Raw genomic sequence first — 15346 nt, 5'->3', positions numbered from 1 at the left:
CCAAACGGGCTGACAGCGGTTTTGTGCCTTTCGCCGTAGTCTTTTTAAACGTCGCAGCGTAGTGCTCCTCAACTTTCCACCAGGGGATGATCTGAGCAAGCTGTACCCAGCGGTTATCTTTATTCAAGGTACCCCCGAAAGGGAGGAAAAAGTCTTCCGGCATGATGAGTTGCTGTTCCTGATATCGATACATTTGAATCGGCTCCATGTGCAAGGTTTTTTCCGGGATTGCCCGGAAATCTGGTGTTTCTCCTTGTATATAAGTTCGACAAAAGTGTCCGAAAATCCTGCTGTATCAACATTTTTTATTGATTCAGCAAACCCTAGATACACACATATAAAAATCAAAAGTTCGAAAACAGGCTATCTGTCGCCTTTTTTCGGACTTTTGTGTACCTAGAAACTGTCGAAGCCGAGTCCGAACTTTGCGGACATTGGATCCTGTGATTGAGGGTGGGAATAATCGCCACATAAAGGACCGTTTTCCTTTTCTCCTAGTGGATGCCATCTATACCAAAGTTCATGAAAATGGGCGTGTCCGTTCCCAAGGCGTTCTGATCAGCTACGTGATCAACGAAGAAGGGTATCGAACAATTCTAAGCTTAAAAATTGATAGCAGCGAGAGTACGGAAGCCCTGAAACAGCTATTTCAGTTGGCTGAAGGGACGCGGCCTGAAGGGCGTTGATTTCGTCCATCAGCGAAGATCATGGAGGACGGGTCAGTGCCGTTCAAAGAGCATTTCAGGGTGCAACCTAGCAGCGATGCCAGAAACACTTCCTGCGCAATGTACGTGACCGGCTTCCCAAACCTTTAAAATACGAAGTTGCCGATCAGGTCAGGGCGATTCTCCACGCTCCTGACGTTAACACAGCTCAGACCCTGCTCCACTCTTTTTTGACAGCTTACCAGGAGAAAGTCCCTCGGATCACAGAGTTTGTCGAGACGGCCCTTGATGATGTCACCGCAGTGCTTTCCCTGTCTGAGCCCTATCGCCGCCGTTTGCGGACAACCAATGGCATGAAACGCCTCAACGAAGAGTTTCGTCGCCGCGAAAGGGTGATCCGTATCTTTCCAAATCAGGATTCGGTCATCCGTCTGATGGGGGCTGTTCTCATGGAGCAGGATGAAAAGTGGCTAAGTGGCCGCCGTTATCTGAAAATGGACAACTATTTTGACTGGAAAGCTAAGCAACTCCAATCAGTGAAATCCGGTAAAATCATTGCCATTTATTCGAAGTCAAGCAGCTCGAGTGTGAGGCAAGCACGGCAGCACAGCGCTGCGCGCCGGCTGTTTCGGGCCAGGAGCAGGCCCGAAACCGTGTATCAACTGATACGGCTATGCCCTTACTCAATATTGAGGGAAGGACTTGTGAAACATTGTACTAGTCAGTCACACCGGACTTTATAGTCGAACGTTTCAATGAACTCGATATCCAAAACATTTGCACGTCACGAACGGCTCAAGCGAACCTACCGTTCGACTGATCTATGTATTCGAGCAGCACGTCCCTAGTGATGAAACGACTGCTCTTTTTTTCGCTTGCTCACCAACTTTAGTAGAGATCACTGATTGCATACACTGAAGTTTATTCCATGATCAAATTAATTTCATCCACAATTGAACTAACGACTTCCTCAGAGCATTTCTCTCGATCTTTGCTGATCTGTTCTTTTATCTTTTTTCGTAACTCGTCAGTAATTTGAAATTCGCTCATATCCTTCCAATCGACCAATTCACAACGTTTGCGTTTTTGTAGATACGCAATGGTATTTATATCTTCCTGCATGATCTCTCGTGTGATTAAGATTAATGGTTTATTAAAAGATACTGCTTCTGCAATGGTTCCCCATCCCGGTTTTGAAATAACGAGATCGCTTGCGGCAATATAGTTCTGGGATTCCGTATCATCATAAGGAATTTTATAGATGTTGGATCTGTCTACTTCTGTATTGCTTGAAACTATGAACACACAATTTGGGCTGTCCCATATTTTACAAGATGCCAGGTCCCCGACGTCAATTTTCATCCCCAATCCGAAGAAGACAATCGTTTGATTACCATCAGGATTAAGAACAGCTTTAATTCGATGTACTGTCTCTCTTTGAGGAGTCCTCGCGAAAAATCCAAATGTCTCATTTCCCCTTCTACCCCATGAGGGTTCTCTGCTCCCAGCCAGAGCCAAAAAGTAATCCATGTGATGATAACAATCAAAAAAAGGTTGCCGTATATCTTCCGTAAGAAATTGGGCATACGCCGTATACCATGTAAAATTGGATAGCCCAATGGATGGTATTGATAATTGGTGAGCCGCTTTAAATGGAACCGGTGGAATATCACAAATGACAAGTTCTACATGATTCTTCTTTAAGAATTGGGTTTCTACTTGAATCAATTCCGGAAGGCGACTAATGTACCGATTGTATTCGATCCTGAGTCGATCTCTATCTAGAGATAAAGAATGAGGCTTCAATTTATAGCCAATATCATTCGTGACGCGTCGAATGCTTACTTTTCCAACACAAGTCAATTCATGCAGCGAGTGACTCAGAAATTCGTTTGCAAATGAGTGGCAGATTATGACTTTGATACCTGGTTGCTCACAAAGCTCCCTGATAATAGGCACGCTTCTTGTGGCATGGCCAAAACCATAATTGGAAATGTAATAGGCTATGATCCTTGAATGATTCATCTTTACCACGCGTTCTCCCGATATTTTCCTTATTATTGCCGGTACATACCTTGACTGCTAAATCAGAAACCCGATTCGCCAATTAATAGATAATAGATTGAGAAGAAATAAGTAATTATTATTTTCATTAGCCACCATTGCCACTTAACTGCAATCGATTAATAATTACGGCCGTTGCACCAAATCTTTAACTCCCGATCCAGTTCTTCAAGAGTCGATATCCAGCAGTTTAAGCATTGTTTTGAAAAGAGATTTAACCTGATTTCTGCCATGTTCAATCAACTCCAATGTTTTGGGGTATAGCGAATGTCCAGCTTATCCAGAATCAGTTTGGCTTCGGCGGTGGATACTCCTTATGCAAAGAGCCGATGCGATGTGTGTTTAGATTGTCCATGACTCAAACGATTTTTTTGCTTTATCCCCGCTTTTTTATGATGTATCACTTTTATCAGATTCTTGGCCCTCACGATTAGATTTATCCATAGTCCCCATAGCCGTCGCAGTTGACTCTCGGACGATCAACTTTGAAGGAAGCAGGATTTCCTGAAATGCTGCTTCCTGATTTTCCATACGCCAGCAAAGCTGTTCAACCGCTTTGCGGCCGAACAAATCCAAATCCACATCCATAGTTGTTATTTTGGGAGAAGAAATCTGCGACAATTGTCCATTGTCATAGCTGCACACTGAAGCTTGATCCGGCACATCGATGCCTTGTTGCTGCAGACAGGTCAGTACCAGAAAGCCCAAGCCATCATTGACACAAAACCATGCTGTTGGTATGCTATCCAAGTGTTGTGCATTTTTGACCGTTTCCTTAATCATTTCAACCGTTTCAGCAGTGTGATTGAATATATATTGCCGTTTCGGATCTATATCATAGTCACGAAGTGCGAGTAAATAACCCTCCATACGTTCCTGATAACTGGGTGACAATCCAACGTCGCCGACAAAAGCAATATGCGTGTGCCCGAGATTGATCAAATGTTGAACAGCAATATAGGCACCAAATCGGTTATTCGTTAATATCGCATCCGCCTCAATATTTGGATGATGCTGATCAACCAGGACTGTCGGAATACCGCAGGCCAATACCTTTTGGATATACTTGGTACTGATATGTGAAAGGATGATGATTCCATCGACTGTTTTATTCTGAACAAAATCGGGCAAATAGAGGTTCTCTTTTTTTTCATGATCTATTGATTGAATTTGCAGCGTCATACCCCTGAGAGATATTTCTCTCTCAATACTTAGACAAATTGCTCCAAAGAAATTCTTGAGCGAAAAAGCAAATTCTGAAGCGATAAGGGCAATCTTCCCTTTTAAGGGCTCTTTATACGTATGTTTCGAGGATTTAGGATTATGATATCCTAGATCCCTTGCTACTCGGCGTACTGACATTCTCGTGCCTTCGCTGACTCCCGGCTTGCCGGCTAGAGCTTGCGATACAGAGTTCTTCGAAATATTTAACTGGTCTGCAATATCCTGCATCGTTACTCTTTTACTCACAATAACCACCCAATTCATATGAAGACTGTTCTTAGGCTTTTATTCTGCTCTCCAATTCTTCCAATAGCCCGCTCAATATATACATAACGACAAAACATAATGGTCCGGTTAAAAAGAAAATTGAGATGAATGGTAAAAATATCACAATTAAACCGGTAATGCCTAGTAAAAGTAATAAGAATAACGTTGTCTTAATTTTCAAAAAAGCGAACCCAACCGAGATTCTCAGTAATGATGAATTTGAAACAACAAATCGTGAGAGAATCGGATAAATATACAGCCCAATTAATACATTGACAAATAGCGCAACAAAAAAGAAGGCATTTAGATATTTCCATATATTCTTGTCAGCCAGAAAATTAATATCCACCAATAAAACTGCGCTGATAAGGGTCTGTAATATCCAGATAAATAAGGACTGGGAAAAATTATCCTTTAATGCTTTGAAGAAATCTTTCATAATAGATACTTGGTTCTCTCTAACTAATTTCCCCATAACGCTTAGAGATGCTGTTATCACGGGGCCTAAGGGAGCAAGACAGAGAATAAGTAGAATCCAGAAAAAAATGTTTCGTAGATTCCACTGAAATTGAATCAGCACTAATACAGGAAGAGAGCCCACAAAAACTAATATATTAAGTATAAGGAACCAATAGCAATAGTTTAGGATTCGATAATATATATTATGATTTATATCTTGTTGTTTTTTCATGAAAATATCTTCTCCAAGCCTGCGAATCTATTCATACTATAAGAATATCACACCTCACAGATACGAGAAATCTCCAGCTCACACACGTTCAACTTATATGAATTTTCCTGTTCTGTCCATCACACGATATTTCATTCAGTAGAAGTTTACATGTTCTAAGTACATGTAGTTAAGGAATCAAGTACCTCATTCAGGCTGAATTCCGCACAGGCTATAGAAGTATCCGAAATGCCATAATACATCTTGACTGTGTCTTCCTCAACAATTGCTCCGCAGGAAAAAACAACATTACCGAAGAAACCGTCTTTTTCATAAGGCATTTCCGGCTGCAGAACAGGTTGTTCTGAGCGTGCGACCACTTGATCAGGATGGTTTAAATCCAACAAAACTGCTCCCATACAGTAGCGATCATCTTGGGATGCTCCGTGATAGAATTCAAGCCATCCTTTTTCTGTTTTTATTGGAACGGCTCCTGCACCTATTCTACCGTCATCCCACATCCCTTTTCTTAGTCCTATCAGGCATTTATGATTTCCCCAATAAAGCAAATTATCTGATTCGGCAATCCAGATCTCTGGAGACCCATTACTCCGGGGGACCGGCCGATGGAGAGCAAAATATTTACCATTGATCTTCTCAGGAAATATAACCACATCTTTGTTTTCCGGGGCAAAAATCATTCCCTGGCGATGAGCGGACATAAAATCTACTGTAGTGGCGAGTGAATCTCCAACACCCCATGGAGAGACTGCACTAAAATTAATAAAGTATTTTTCATTTATCTGTGTAATTCTTGGATCCTCAATACCAAACATTTCAAGTTGATTCGACGGATAAAGGAGCGGCTGATCGTCAACCGTGAAATGATGTCCATCGCGGCTTCTCGCGACACGGCAATAGGAGATGGAAGTCAAATAAATAAAACGGCCACATGAGGCCTCCTTAATCACTCTCGGATCAGAGGAATCGTAATGCGGATCATTCTTGTTTAAGCATACAATCTCAATTTTCTTTGTTTTCGGATTGAAGAACGGTGCCTTGACAATATCCTGATCTTCGTTTTTAGGCCGTTCAGCGATACGCAGCAAAAGTATAGTCTCATTTCGAAATATAGCCACGCCGGCATTGAATACCCCTATAACTTCAAAACCCTTATGAAAGGGAGGAACATCTCTTGGAGAGATAAGCGGGTTTTCATCATATCTTCGAACCTTCATCGGTGTTTATCCTCCTCGTATTTGATAAATGGATCCTTCATTTTTATCTTCTGTGCTTCAGCATCACTTGTGCCGGCAAAAAAAGTGGCTGTCCCATCTTGAGCACGAATCAAGCCTCCGCTGAACACAACATCATTCAGATCATGCCGTTTTGCCGGACCTTTAAGAAAATTCGACCGTGTTGCAATCAGTGAGATATCGGAACATTCCCTCGTCTCTGGGTTAAGGGCAAAGATCATTGGATAGTAATGGCGATTTCTTTCATTATCGAAGCAGGCAATATGACCGAGAATACCCAACAGACCATTCGAAAGCAGATGTGCCTCATTCGCTCCGCCCCATTCATCATGGGTAAATTGTTTATCTAGAAGCGGCGCTGACTCAATGACGTCAACAGTCAGATCATCAAGTGATTTAATAGTTGTGAAACCAATTTTTCCTCTTCCGCCCTTCCGGCCTTGGTGTCTTGTCAGAACGCCAACTGATCCATCTTGCAATTCAATAAGGCGGATATCTTTCATTCCCATCGGGCTTTCGGCAAACTTTTTTAAACTGCTTAATTTTTCTCCTCGATAGAAGATCGTTTTCCATTGAAATGTTTTTTCTAGCTCCGGATGTGAACTGATCTCAACACCACCAAACACAAGTTCACCGGCTATTCTAGTAATAAAAGGATCCTGAAGATTAAAGACTGGAGCACCATTTTTTGGAACCCAGAAGCCATCTTTGTTGATAAAAAAATAAACCTGTGAGTACTCGTCATCCCTACTTTCCACTCTACCACCGATAACCGTCTCATTATCATCCTCAAATGGGGCTGTGATGTTGTAAACGTCCTTATCTCCAATCCCTTTAAAAACCATTTTTTCAGCTATATAAGGTTGCTCCCTTCTTTGAAACTCCCTTAACAATTCGGTGCACGTCTTCACTTCGCCCTTTTTCAACTGCATGTTTATCGCCTCTTTCGATGATATTTATTAAAGCTTTGCTGGTTTCTATTGTTTGCGCTTTCAAAAAATAACACAATAACCACTCTTCTCATCATGGCATAAATAACTTTACAAATAAAATTACAAGATGACATTATTAAATTTACAAGCCTATATTACATTACTTAAATCCTTAGTCAATAGTTTTGACCATATTTCTTTACATTTTATTTTTTTGCTGGAATCCGAAACAAGTAATTTATTCTATAAATTATCAACCTTTTGCCTTCATTCATTGATAATAATCAATTATATTCATGCAATTTCGAAGTAAATAAAAATGCTGGAGTAATTGACAGCAAATTTTAATAATGTAATAATATAGCTGTTAAGGTCATTATTGTAACGTTACAATTTAATCGGACAACGTTGTTTTTTTAATCACTAATATGTTACCGCTTACATTTTATACTTATTGGGGGAATTTGAAATGGGTAAGAAATGGTTTAGTAAAATCCTTCTTTGCCTTATGGCATCCGTTTTGGTCGTTGGAATGACCGCATGTTCAAGTGGAGGACAATCGTCCGTCAATAGCGGTGGGAAGGCAAACCTCAAGATTGCAACATGGGCAGGTGCAACAGAACTGAAGGAATTTCAAGGTATAGTGAATAAGTTGAACAAAAAATCAGATGAATACCATTTGACTGTTCAGAGTATTCCTGCCGACTATTATAAAAAGATCCAGACCATGGCGTCAGCAAAACAGGCTCCTGATCTGTTCCTGCTTTCCCAAGAATACATTCCGATGTATGCCGATCTTGGTGTGATTTCACCGATTGATAATTATGTCAAAAACAGTTCCAAAGTTGATCTCAAAGATTACTATAAAGGCCCCCTTGATGCATCCAAATATAAAAACAAACTTTATGGGCTGCCTTGGATCAGCCAACCTGTTATGCTTTATTATAACAAAACCATGTTTGAAAAGGCCGGCGTAAGTGAGCCGGCACCGAATTGGTCATGGGAAGATTTTGAAACAGCCGCGAAAGCTTTAACGAAGGACAATAATAAGGATGGCAAGACAGATCAGTTTGGAACCAACATTGATGGATGGCCGCCGCTTTCAACATGGATTTGGACTTATGGCGGAGATACCATCACCAAAAATGGAAAAGTTGTTATTAATTCGCCGGAGTCGATTGATGGCCTGAAAATGATGAATAAATTGATTAACGTAGATAAAGTCGTACCAAATAAAACACAGTCACAAAACGCAGGCGGCCCACAAATGTTCAGTCAGGGAAAAATAGCAATGATCTTTGGTGGTGCAGGCGATGATTTTGAAAAACAGGTAGGTAATAAGTTCGAACTGGGTATGACAGAGATTCCTCACAACACACAGAAAGCAACGTTTAGCTGGATTGCCAGCACTGTTATGGCAAATACGACAAAGAATAAAGATACTGCAGCAGACGCTCTGATTGATCTGACAAACGCCATGCACGACTGGAAAGTACTTCCTCCAACTAAATCAGATATGGCGAAAATGGAGTCCCTGCATCCGGAAAAGAAATATGCCATACCAGCATTGAATGCAAGCTCACAGTATTCACACGGATACAATAACCAAGTGAAGCAGATTGAGCTGGATACAGCAATGTATCAATACCTTTATGAACCGATCATGCTCGGTAAGAAGTCACCCGAAAAAGCCGCTAAAGAAACTGCTGATCATCTGAAACAAATACAGAATCAATAGCTTCCAGACAACTGAATGCTACGCGGTACTAAGAGAGTTGGTGAAAATCAGCTCTCTTTTATAAGGAGATGATTTTTATGAAAAGATGGAGGAAATATGAAGGATTAATCTTTATTTCTCCGTTTATCGTCGGGTTTCTGCTGTTCACTGTATTCCCAATTATATTTGCACTTTACATCGGATTTACGGACTGGAACTCGTTTACAACGCCTAAATTTATAGGACTTCAAAACTATATTAATTTGTTCCAAGATCCTAACTTTCTAAATTCACTTAAGGTTACCTGTACATTCGCGATCTTTGCGATTCCGCTTGGCATTATCTCTTCATTAGCCATCGCAGCTATCTGCAATGTTAAGGTAAAAGGTGTCTATTTCTTCCGAACTGCACTTTATATGCCTGCAATCGTATCCGGTGTATCCATCGCGCTTTTGTGGAGATGGATCCTTGATCCCGAATACGGCCTGATTAATCTGTTGCTTTCCTATATCGGTATTAACGGGCCAAACTGGCTAGGTGATCCAAATTGGGTTCTACCATCATATATTATGATGGCCGTCTGGGGTGCCGGAGGGGGCATGCTGACCTACCTGGCGGGGCTTCAGGACATCCCGCGCAGTTTATATGAATCCGCTGAGATTGATGGTGCAAACTGGTGGACAAAATTCTACCACATTACTATCCCTATGCTGAGCCCGGTTATCTTTTATAATCTGGTCATGGGGATCGTCGGTTCATTTCGTAAATTTAACGACGCTTACATCATTGGCGGCGCCGGAAATCAGGGAGAATTCTATATGCTGTACCTATATCAGAATGCCTTCAGTTATTATAAAATGGGCTACGCAACAGCTATGGCATGGATACTCTTTGTAATCATTATGTTGCTGACATTGCTCGTTTTCAGATCTTCATCATTGTGGGTTTTCTATGCAGGCGAAGTTCAGCAGTCTCAGCAGTCATTGAAAAAGAAACAAAAACATTCTCGAGAAATCAACCAAACAAGAAATTAACTCGGTAATAGAAAGCGGGTGAAAGTTGTGAAATTATCAATATCTAATTCAGGACGTAAGGCGGTTTCGCGATTTTTTATCTATTTATTTCTGATTCTGGGTTCCATAGCAACATTGCTGCCATTATTCTGGATGATCTCAACCTCACTAAAAACAGGGAATCTCATTTTTCAAATTCCGCCTAAATGGATACCCGACAGCCTTCATTGGGAAAACTATCGAAGAGCAATTACGGATATCCCCTTCTTCCTATATCTGAAAAATACAGTGATTATCACGGCATTCAGAATGTTCGCCGAGGTATTCGTCTCAGCCTTGGTTGCTTACGGATTTGCCCGATTTAATTTCCCTGGTAAAAATTTTTGGTTTTTACTGCTTCTCTCTACAATTATGCTGCCTAGTGAGGTAACCTTAATTCCAATGTTTATCATGTTCAGTAAAATCGGCTGGATTAATACATTCAAGCCGATGATCGTACCGGCGTTCTTAGGCGGACAGGCCGTGTTCGTTTTCCTACTCCGACAATTCTTTATGACATTGCCAAGGGAGCTGGAGGAATCCGCCCTAATCGACGGTGCAAACAGATTCCAAATCTTTTATAAAATATTCATGCCTCTATCTAAGCCAGCTTTAATTACAATTGCCCTGTTTTCATTCCAAGGCTCATGGAACGACCTGCTCGGTCCACTGATCTACTTAAATGATTCAAGCAAGTTCACATTACAGCTTGGCCTGGCTATGTTCAACGGCATGACAAAAGTTGAATGGGGCCCGCTTATGGCCGCGTCGCTTCTCGTACTTATCCCAAACGTTGTGATCTTCTTCTCCATGCAGAAATATTTTGTTGAAGGAATTTCACTGACCGGAATTAAAGGGTAATCTACTAGTCATAACAATAGAGGAGACATCTCAGAGATAAACCTCGAAATGTCTCCTTTGGTATATTTATGGATGGAGTTGATTGGCCATTTGAGAATAATCGCAAATTATACGATATTTTTGTTTTAGTGCTTCATCTTTCATTTACTCGAAAGCAAGCACATTTGTAGCAGAGTACTTTCCCCAGACGCCCCGATGGCCTTGTTTGAAATACCTATTGATCCCATCTTCTGATGAAACGTCCAAAACCATACTTGCCTTTTACGATACCATCCTCCGCCACCACATTTCCCCGCAAAATGGTACAAACAGGCCGCCCCGTTCCTTTATAACCGATAAATGCTGAACTTTGGTTCAAGTACTTCAGATTGTCAGCAGAAATTTCCCAGCTAGCATTCGGATCAACAAGTACGAAATCTACATCATATCCGAGAGTCAGTTCGCCTTTTTTCCCCTTCATTCCAAAAATATGAGCAGGATTACGCGCCATTAAACGAGAGATGAGTGTTGGTGACCATTTTCTCTTGCTGACAATCTCATGGAACATCACTTGAAGACCAGTTTGAATGCCGCTTATCCCGCCCAAAGCATGGAATGCACCTTCCGTTTCGGACTTCTCAGTATCCGCACAAGGTGAATGATCACTAACCACAAGGTCAAGTGTTCCATCGAGAATATAACGCCAAAGCATGTTACTGGCTTCTTTTGAACGAAGAGGCGGAGCACACTTAAAAAACATTCCCTTGCTTAAAAAGTCATCTTCATTAAAAACAAGATAATGCGGACATGTCTCAGCAGTTATTCTTACTCTCTGCATTTTGGCCTGTTTAATTTTTTCAGCTACCGAGGGTGGGAAACGTGGCAAATATGCACCCGCGCGCCACTTTCCCGTGCCAGTTCAATAATCGTCTGTACCACAACAAGTTCCGCAATAACCAGTCTGGCATTTAAATAGTCCTTACGAGAGACGTGTCCGTTTCTTATTGAATTTTCTTCATTATAGGAAACTATACCGTAGTCTTCACAGTGAAACCCAGCGAGCCCATCGAAACCTTTGATTATCGATAAACCCTTCCTCACTCTACCATAATCCAATGATGTAAAATCACTTGACACAGGTGCTAAAAAAGACTTAAAAGCCATCACACCGCATTCATTCAGTTCAGCCAGTTCCTTTAAATTATCATTGATCACCCCGGCCCAGAAGGCATAATCGATTATCGATTTATCTTTGACTGCACGAAGCTTTTTCTGAAAAATCTCCCGATTGGTCAATGCGGGATCGTTTTGAAGCGGCATGTCTACAACCGTAGTCACGCCGCCGACAGCTGCAGCTTCTGTCGCATGATTAAAATCCTCACGCCATTCGAAACCGGGATCATTCAGGTGCACATGTGAGTCAATCAATCCAGGAAAAAGATAGAATCCTCTTCCGTCAATAATCGTTTTTGCTTCTCGATCAGTATCAGCCGGCAATATTTCCGCAATTTTTCCATTTTTAACGGCTACACTTCCTGATAATACATGATCAGAGGTTACAAGCAACGCATTTTTTACGAGTAAGTCAAGCATAAAGGTCACTCCTAGAATTACTCACTAACTTTAACTTTAATCAAGCTGCTGTCTACCTGTTTGAGCAAGTCGGAAGTTGCATAGTCGCTAAGCGCCGGCACTTCGTCAATGTTCTTATTTCCCTTCATGAAATTACCCATAACACTGGTACTATCTATAAAATTCTGATCCCAGGTCATCGAGTAATCATTCTTTGCCATGATACGTTTGGCGTCGTCTTCAGATATTTTGATCTCTTTAGCAACGATAGCAGCCGCCTCATCAGGATGTTCATTGATAAACATTGTTGCCTTATTTAAAGCTCTCAAAAATTTGACAGCATCCTCCTGGTTCTCACTATAAAAATCTCCTGAGACAGCAACGGTCATATAGAAGTTCAACCAGTTCACTTCTCCTTGTTTTTCCGGGAGATCTGACTGTTTACCGGTAAACAAAATTTTACCACCTGCATCAACAGCCTTTCCTACCCATGGTTCCCAAACGGCGATCGCATCAACATCTCCATTTTCGAGAGCGGACAGCTGATCAGCAGCTTGCAAATTAACAAATTTAATCTTTTTGAAATCAACCCCAAGTTCCTCACACATGCTTTGAATGGCTATAATAACACCCGAACCGGTCGTTGCGCCGATTTTTAATCCTTCGAAATCCTTGGCTGATTTGATTTCAAGGCCTTTACGTCCTACAATACTTTGCGTATTTCCAGCATTTGCCAACGGGGCGATCAGCTTAGCGTCCACATCGTTCGCAGCAACTGAGATATTATTATAGATTGAACCGAAAATGACCTGGGCTTTGCCGCTTGAAATCAGGGATGCATTCTGATCGGGTCCAGGCATCAAGTGATTTTCTACTTTCAAACCTTCTTCTTTAAAGTATCCCTTCTTATCTGCAATAATTTGCTGACCCGAAACTTGCGGATCCAATTCCCCGTAAGCTTGAATCACTTCCTCGTTTGTCGAGTCTGAGGAGCCAGATGCACTGCTTGATGAACAACCCGCCACGACTAAAGATATTACCATTAATACGGATAACAGGAATGCTGTATTCTTGATTTTCAGGTATTGATACATCGTTATTCTCCTTTTGTTGTTCGTTATGAATCGATAAAAATATCAGATTTTAAAGATCTCAGTTTAACGTTCTACAGCTGAGCTGACCCCATCATTTTTCCATTTAAACAAGATTTTCTCAAATAAAATGAGGATGTAGTTGAACAAAGTATAGAGAAGTCCAATGAGCATACAAGACATGAACATATCATCGAGTTTAAACCAGTTTCTAGCATTAACAATAATAAAGCCCAAACCCTCACTTGAACCCATCATTTCTGCAACAATTAAGGCTCCGAAGGCAAGTGCCAAACTAATACGCATGCCAACAAAAACATTAGGCAGTGCGGCTCTTAAGATGACTTTTTGAAAGATTTGATGTTTGCTAGCACCAAGACTCATTGCACTTCTTATCCACGTTGGATTAACATTTCGAACGCCATCCATTGTGTAGGTAAGCACTGGAAGAAATGTTGCGTAAGCAATCAATGATATTTTTGACATTTCACTAATGCCAAACCAGATCATGAATATAGGTAAAAATGCATAGACCGGAATGGGCCCCAGCATATTCAAAACGGGATTAGCCAAATCATTAAACAGCTTCGAGACACTCATGATCACTCCAAGTAAAACTCCGACAATTGTTCCCAATGCAAAACCCAGTAATACTCTTGTTACACTCGCACTAATGGATGTGACTAAAGTACCATCCTGTAGATACCCATAAGTTGTTTGCAAAACAATAAACGGTGACGGGAAAAAGCGTGGATTAAACCAGACAATACTTTCATTTAACATGCTGAATACCTGCCAGACAATGAAAAAACCAATTAAGGAAACCGTCTGAATCACTTTTGAATGGCTTCTCTTGAATGTTTGTCTTTTCGTTCCTTTCATAACGATTTTCGAACTGCCGGGCAAGATGCTTTGATGAATATCAGTTCTTTTTGCTTCCATTATTTTCTCCCTCCCTTCAGAATCTTTCAACAATTTTTAGCAAAAATTATTCAGCGATCCATTCGGTCGAATCAAACAAAATATTTTCAAATGTCTTGACATAGTTTTGAAATGGTTCACTACTGATTGAACGTGGTCTTTCCATGTCAATCTTCTGATCCAGACACACATGCCCATTTTTTAATACAATAACGCGATCTGATAAATAGACAGCTTCAGCAATACTATGGGTAATAAAAACCACTGTCTTCTTCGACTGTTCCCATATTTTTAAAATCTCACGCCTCATTTTTTCTCGGGTCATCGCGTCCAACGCACCTAGTGGCTCATCCATTAGAAGCAGCTCAGGATTCGTGGCCAAAGCCCTTGCAATGCCAACGCGCTGAGCCATACCTCCAGATAGACTACTTGGGTATTTTTTTTCATATCCTTCAAGCCCTACCATTTTAATCAGCCCCATCGCAATTTCGTTTGCATTTTTCTTCTTTGCGACCTTAGGGCCAAACGCTACATTGTCCAGAACGTTGTACCATGGGAACAAACCATTATCCTGAAAAACAACTCCCTGCTGTACCGATGGTTTTTTAACTAAGTCATGATTAATGTAAATTCGTCCCTTATCAGGTTTAATAAATCCTGCCAGTAAGTTGAGTAACGTAGATTTTCCACAACCACTGTGGCCAAGTACACAAACAAATTCATTTTCTTCAATTTGAAAACTAATATTTTTGAGTACATAATTTTCTTTCTCATGGTCACTACTGTAAGATTTGTACAATTCCTCCACCTGAACAAATGACATGTCCAATCCCCCTTTCTATTCATAATGTAGTATGTGCCATTCTTCACTAGGAAAGATGATGCGCTCTTTTCATAACTACTAAAACTTGAAACATCAAAAATGGCCTTGACGCCTTGCCAGATAAAGGGGGGGCAAAAATAAAAGCATGAATACCGACAACTCGGTATAATTGAAGTACCAACTCACAATTAATCGAGGCGGATTCATGCTATGAAAAGTATAACACGTAATGATCATCCATCAGCTGGTATT

General features: G+C 41.0%; 15 protein-coding genes and 1 pseudogene. 5 read left to right on the top strand and 11 right to left on the bottom strand.

Features of this window, described 5'->3' with window-relative positions:
* Nucleotides 1–193 (bottom strand): annotated as a pseudogene (locus EWH91_RS13870) (IS5/IS1182 family transposase); the annotation flags it as partial.
* Nucleotides 194–425: 232 nt separating this feature from the next.
* Between EWH91_RS13870 and EWH91_RS15085 the strand changes: the two are divergent.
* Both EWH91_RS15085 and EWH91_RS15080 read left to right on the top strand, forming a co-directional pair.
* Nucleotides 426–686, top strand: a complete 261-nt coding sequence (locus EWH91_RS15085; RefSeq protein ID WP_165364338.1) for a transposase — start codon at nucleotides 426–428, stop codon at nucleotides 684–686.
* A 92-nt stretch (nucleotides 687–778) separates the two neighbouring features.
* Complete coding sequence (locus tag EWH91_RS15080; protein ID WP_129930813.1) at nucleotides 779–1408, top strand: transposase; 630 nt, start codon at nucleotides 779–781, stop codon at nucleotides 1406–1408.
* A gap of 178 nt (nucleotides 1409–1586) precedes the next feature.
* Here the strand turns inward: EWH91_RS15080 and EWH91_RS13855 are convergent, their stop codons facing one another.
* The 5 genes from EWH91_RS13855 to EWH91_RS13835 all read right to left on the bottom strand — a co-directional run bounded on the left by EWH91_RS13855 (nucleotide 1587) and on the right by EWH91_RS13835 (nucleotide 7078).
* Nucleotides 1587–2690: a glycosyltransferase gene (locus EWH91_RS13855; RefSeq protein ID WP_129930809.1), complete on the bottom strand. Its 1104-nt coding sequence runs from the start codon at nucleotides 2688–2690 to the stop codon at nucleotides 1587–1589.
* Between the two features lie 429 nt (nucleotides 2691–3119).
* Nucleotides 3120–4199 (bottom strand): LacI family DNA-binding transcriptional regulator, encoded by a 1080-nt coding sequence (locus EWH91_RS13850; protein ID WP_129930807.1) that lies wholly within the window; start codon nucleotides 4197–4199, stop codon nucleotides 3120–3122.
* Between the two features lie 31 nt (nucleotides 4200–4230).
* Nucleotides 4231–4911: a DUF624 domain-containing protein gene (locus tag EWH91_RS13845; protein ID WP_129930805.1), complete on the bottom strand. Its 681-nt coding sequence runs from the start codon at nucleotides 4909–4911 to the stop codon at nucleotides 4231–4233.
* Nucleotides 4912–5066: 155 nt separating this feature from the next.
* On the bottom strand, nucleotides 5067–6128 hold the full coding sequence (locus EWH91_RS13840) for a BtaManbiosPhlase (RefSeq protein ID WP_129930803.1): 1062 nt from the start codon (nucleotides 6126–6128) through the stop codon (nucleotides 5067–5069).
* The gene (locus tag EWH91_RS13835) at nucleotides 6125–7078 is read right to left on the bottom strand and encodes a DUF1861 family protein (RefSeq protein WP_129930801.1); all 954 of its coding nucleotides are present in this window, start codon (nucleotides 7076–7078) and stop codon (nucleotides 6125–6127) included. Before EWH91_RS13835 ends, EWH91_RS13840 begins: the two co-directional genes overlap by 4 nt.
* Nucleotides 7079–7547: 469 nt before the next feature.
* Between EWH91_RS13835 and EWH91_RS13830 the strand changes: the two genes are divergently transcribed.
* From EWH91_RS13830 to EWH91_RS13820, 3 genes are all read left to right on the top strand, one after another.
* Nucleotides 7548–8816: an ABC transporter substrate-binding protein gene (locus EWH91_RS13830; protein WP_129930799.1), complete on the top strand. Its 1269-nt coding sequence runs from the start codon at nucleotides 7548–7550 to the stop codon at nucleotides 8814–8816.
* A gap of 77 nt (nucleotides 8817–8893) precedes the next feature.
* Nucleotides 8894–9829 carry a carbohydrate ABC transporter permease gene (locus tag EWH91_RS13825; protein WP_206184351.1) on the top strand — a complete coding sequence of 312 codons (936 nt, stop codon included), beginning with the start codon at nucleotides 8894–8896 and terminating at the stop codon, nucleotides 9827–9829.
* A 27-nt stretch (nucleotides 9830–9856) separates the two neighbouring features.
* The gene (locus tag EWH91_RS13820) at nucleotides 9857–10708 is read left to right on the top strand and encodes a carbohydrate ABC transporter permease (RefSeq protein ID WP_240697378.1); all 852 of its coding nucleotides are present in this window, start codon (nucleotides 9857–9859) and stop codon (nucleotides 10706–10708) included.
* A 214-nt stretch (nucleotides 10709–10922) separates the two neighbouring features.
* Here the strand turns inward: EWH91_RS13820 and EWH91_RS14620 are convergent, their stop codons facing one another.
* From EWH91_RS14620 to EWH91_RS13800, 5 genes are all read right to left on the bottom strand, one after another.
* Nucleotides 10923–11525: a dihydroorotase gene (locus tag EWH91_RS14620; RefSeq protein ID WP_206184350.1), complete on the bottom strand. Its 603-nt coding sequence runs from the start codon at nucleotides 11523–11525 to the stop codon at nucleotides 10923–10925.
* A 23-nt stretch (nucleotides 11526–11548) separates the two neighbouring features.
* Nucleotides 11549–12280 carry an amidohydrolase family protein gene (locus tag EWH91_RS14615; RefSeq protein WP_206184349.1) on the bottom strand — a complete coding sequence of 244 codons (732 nt, stop codon included), beginning with the start codon at nucleotides 12278–12280 and terminating at the stop codon, nucleotides 11549–11551.
* A gap of 17 nt (nucleotides 12281–12297) precedes the next feature.
* The gene (locus EWH91_RS13810; RefSeq protein ID WP_129930795.1) at nucleotides 12298–13353 is read right to left on the bottom strand and encodes an ABC transporter substrate-binding protein; all 1056 of its coding nucleotides are present in this window, start codon (nucleotides 13351–13353) and stop codon (nucleotides 12298–12300) included.
* Nucleotides 13354–13416: 63 nt separating this feature from the next.
* Complete coding sequence (locus EWH91_RS13805; RefSeq protein WP_129930793.1) at nucleotides 13417–14292, bottom strand: ABC transporter permease; 876 nt, start codon at nucleotides 14290–14292, stop codon at nucleotides 13417–13419.
* A gap of 46 nt (nucleotides 14293–14338) precedes the next feature.
* Nucleotides 14339–15094 (bottom strand): ABC transporter ATP-binding protein, encoded by a 756-nt coding sequence (locus EWH91_RS13800; protein ID WP_129930791.1) that lies wholly within the window; start codon nucleotides 15092–15094, stop codon nucleotides 14339–14341.
* Nucleotides 15095–15346 lie beyond the last annotated feature (252 nt).

The organism is Sporolactobacillus sp. THM19-2 (assembly GCF_004153195.1).
Taxonomy (GTDB): Bacteria; Bacillota; Bacilli; order Bacillales; family Sporolactobacillaceae; genus Sporolactobacillus.
Note: the sequence above shows the minus strand (reverse complement) of the source record. Positions and strands in the feature narration are given on the sequence as shown.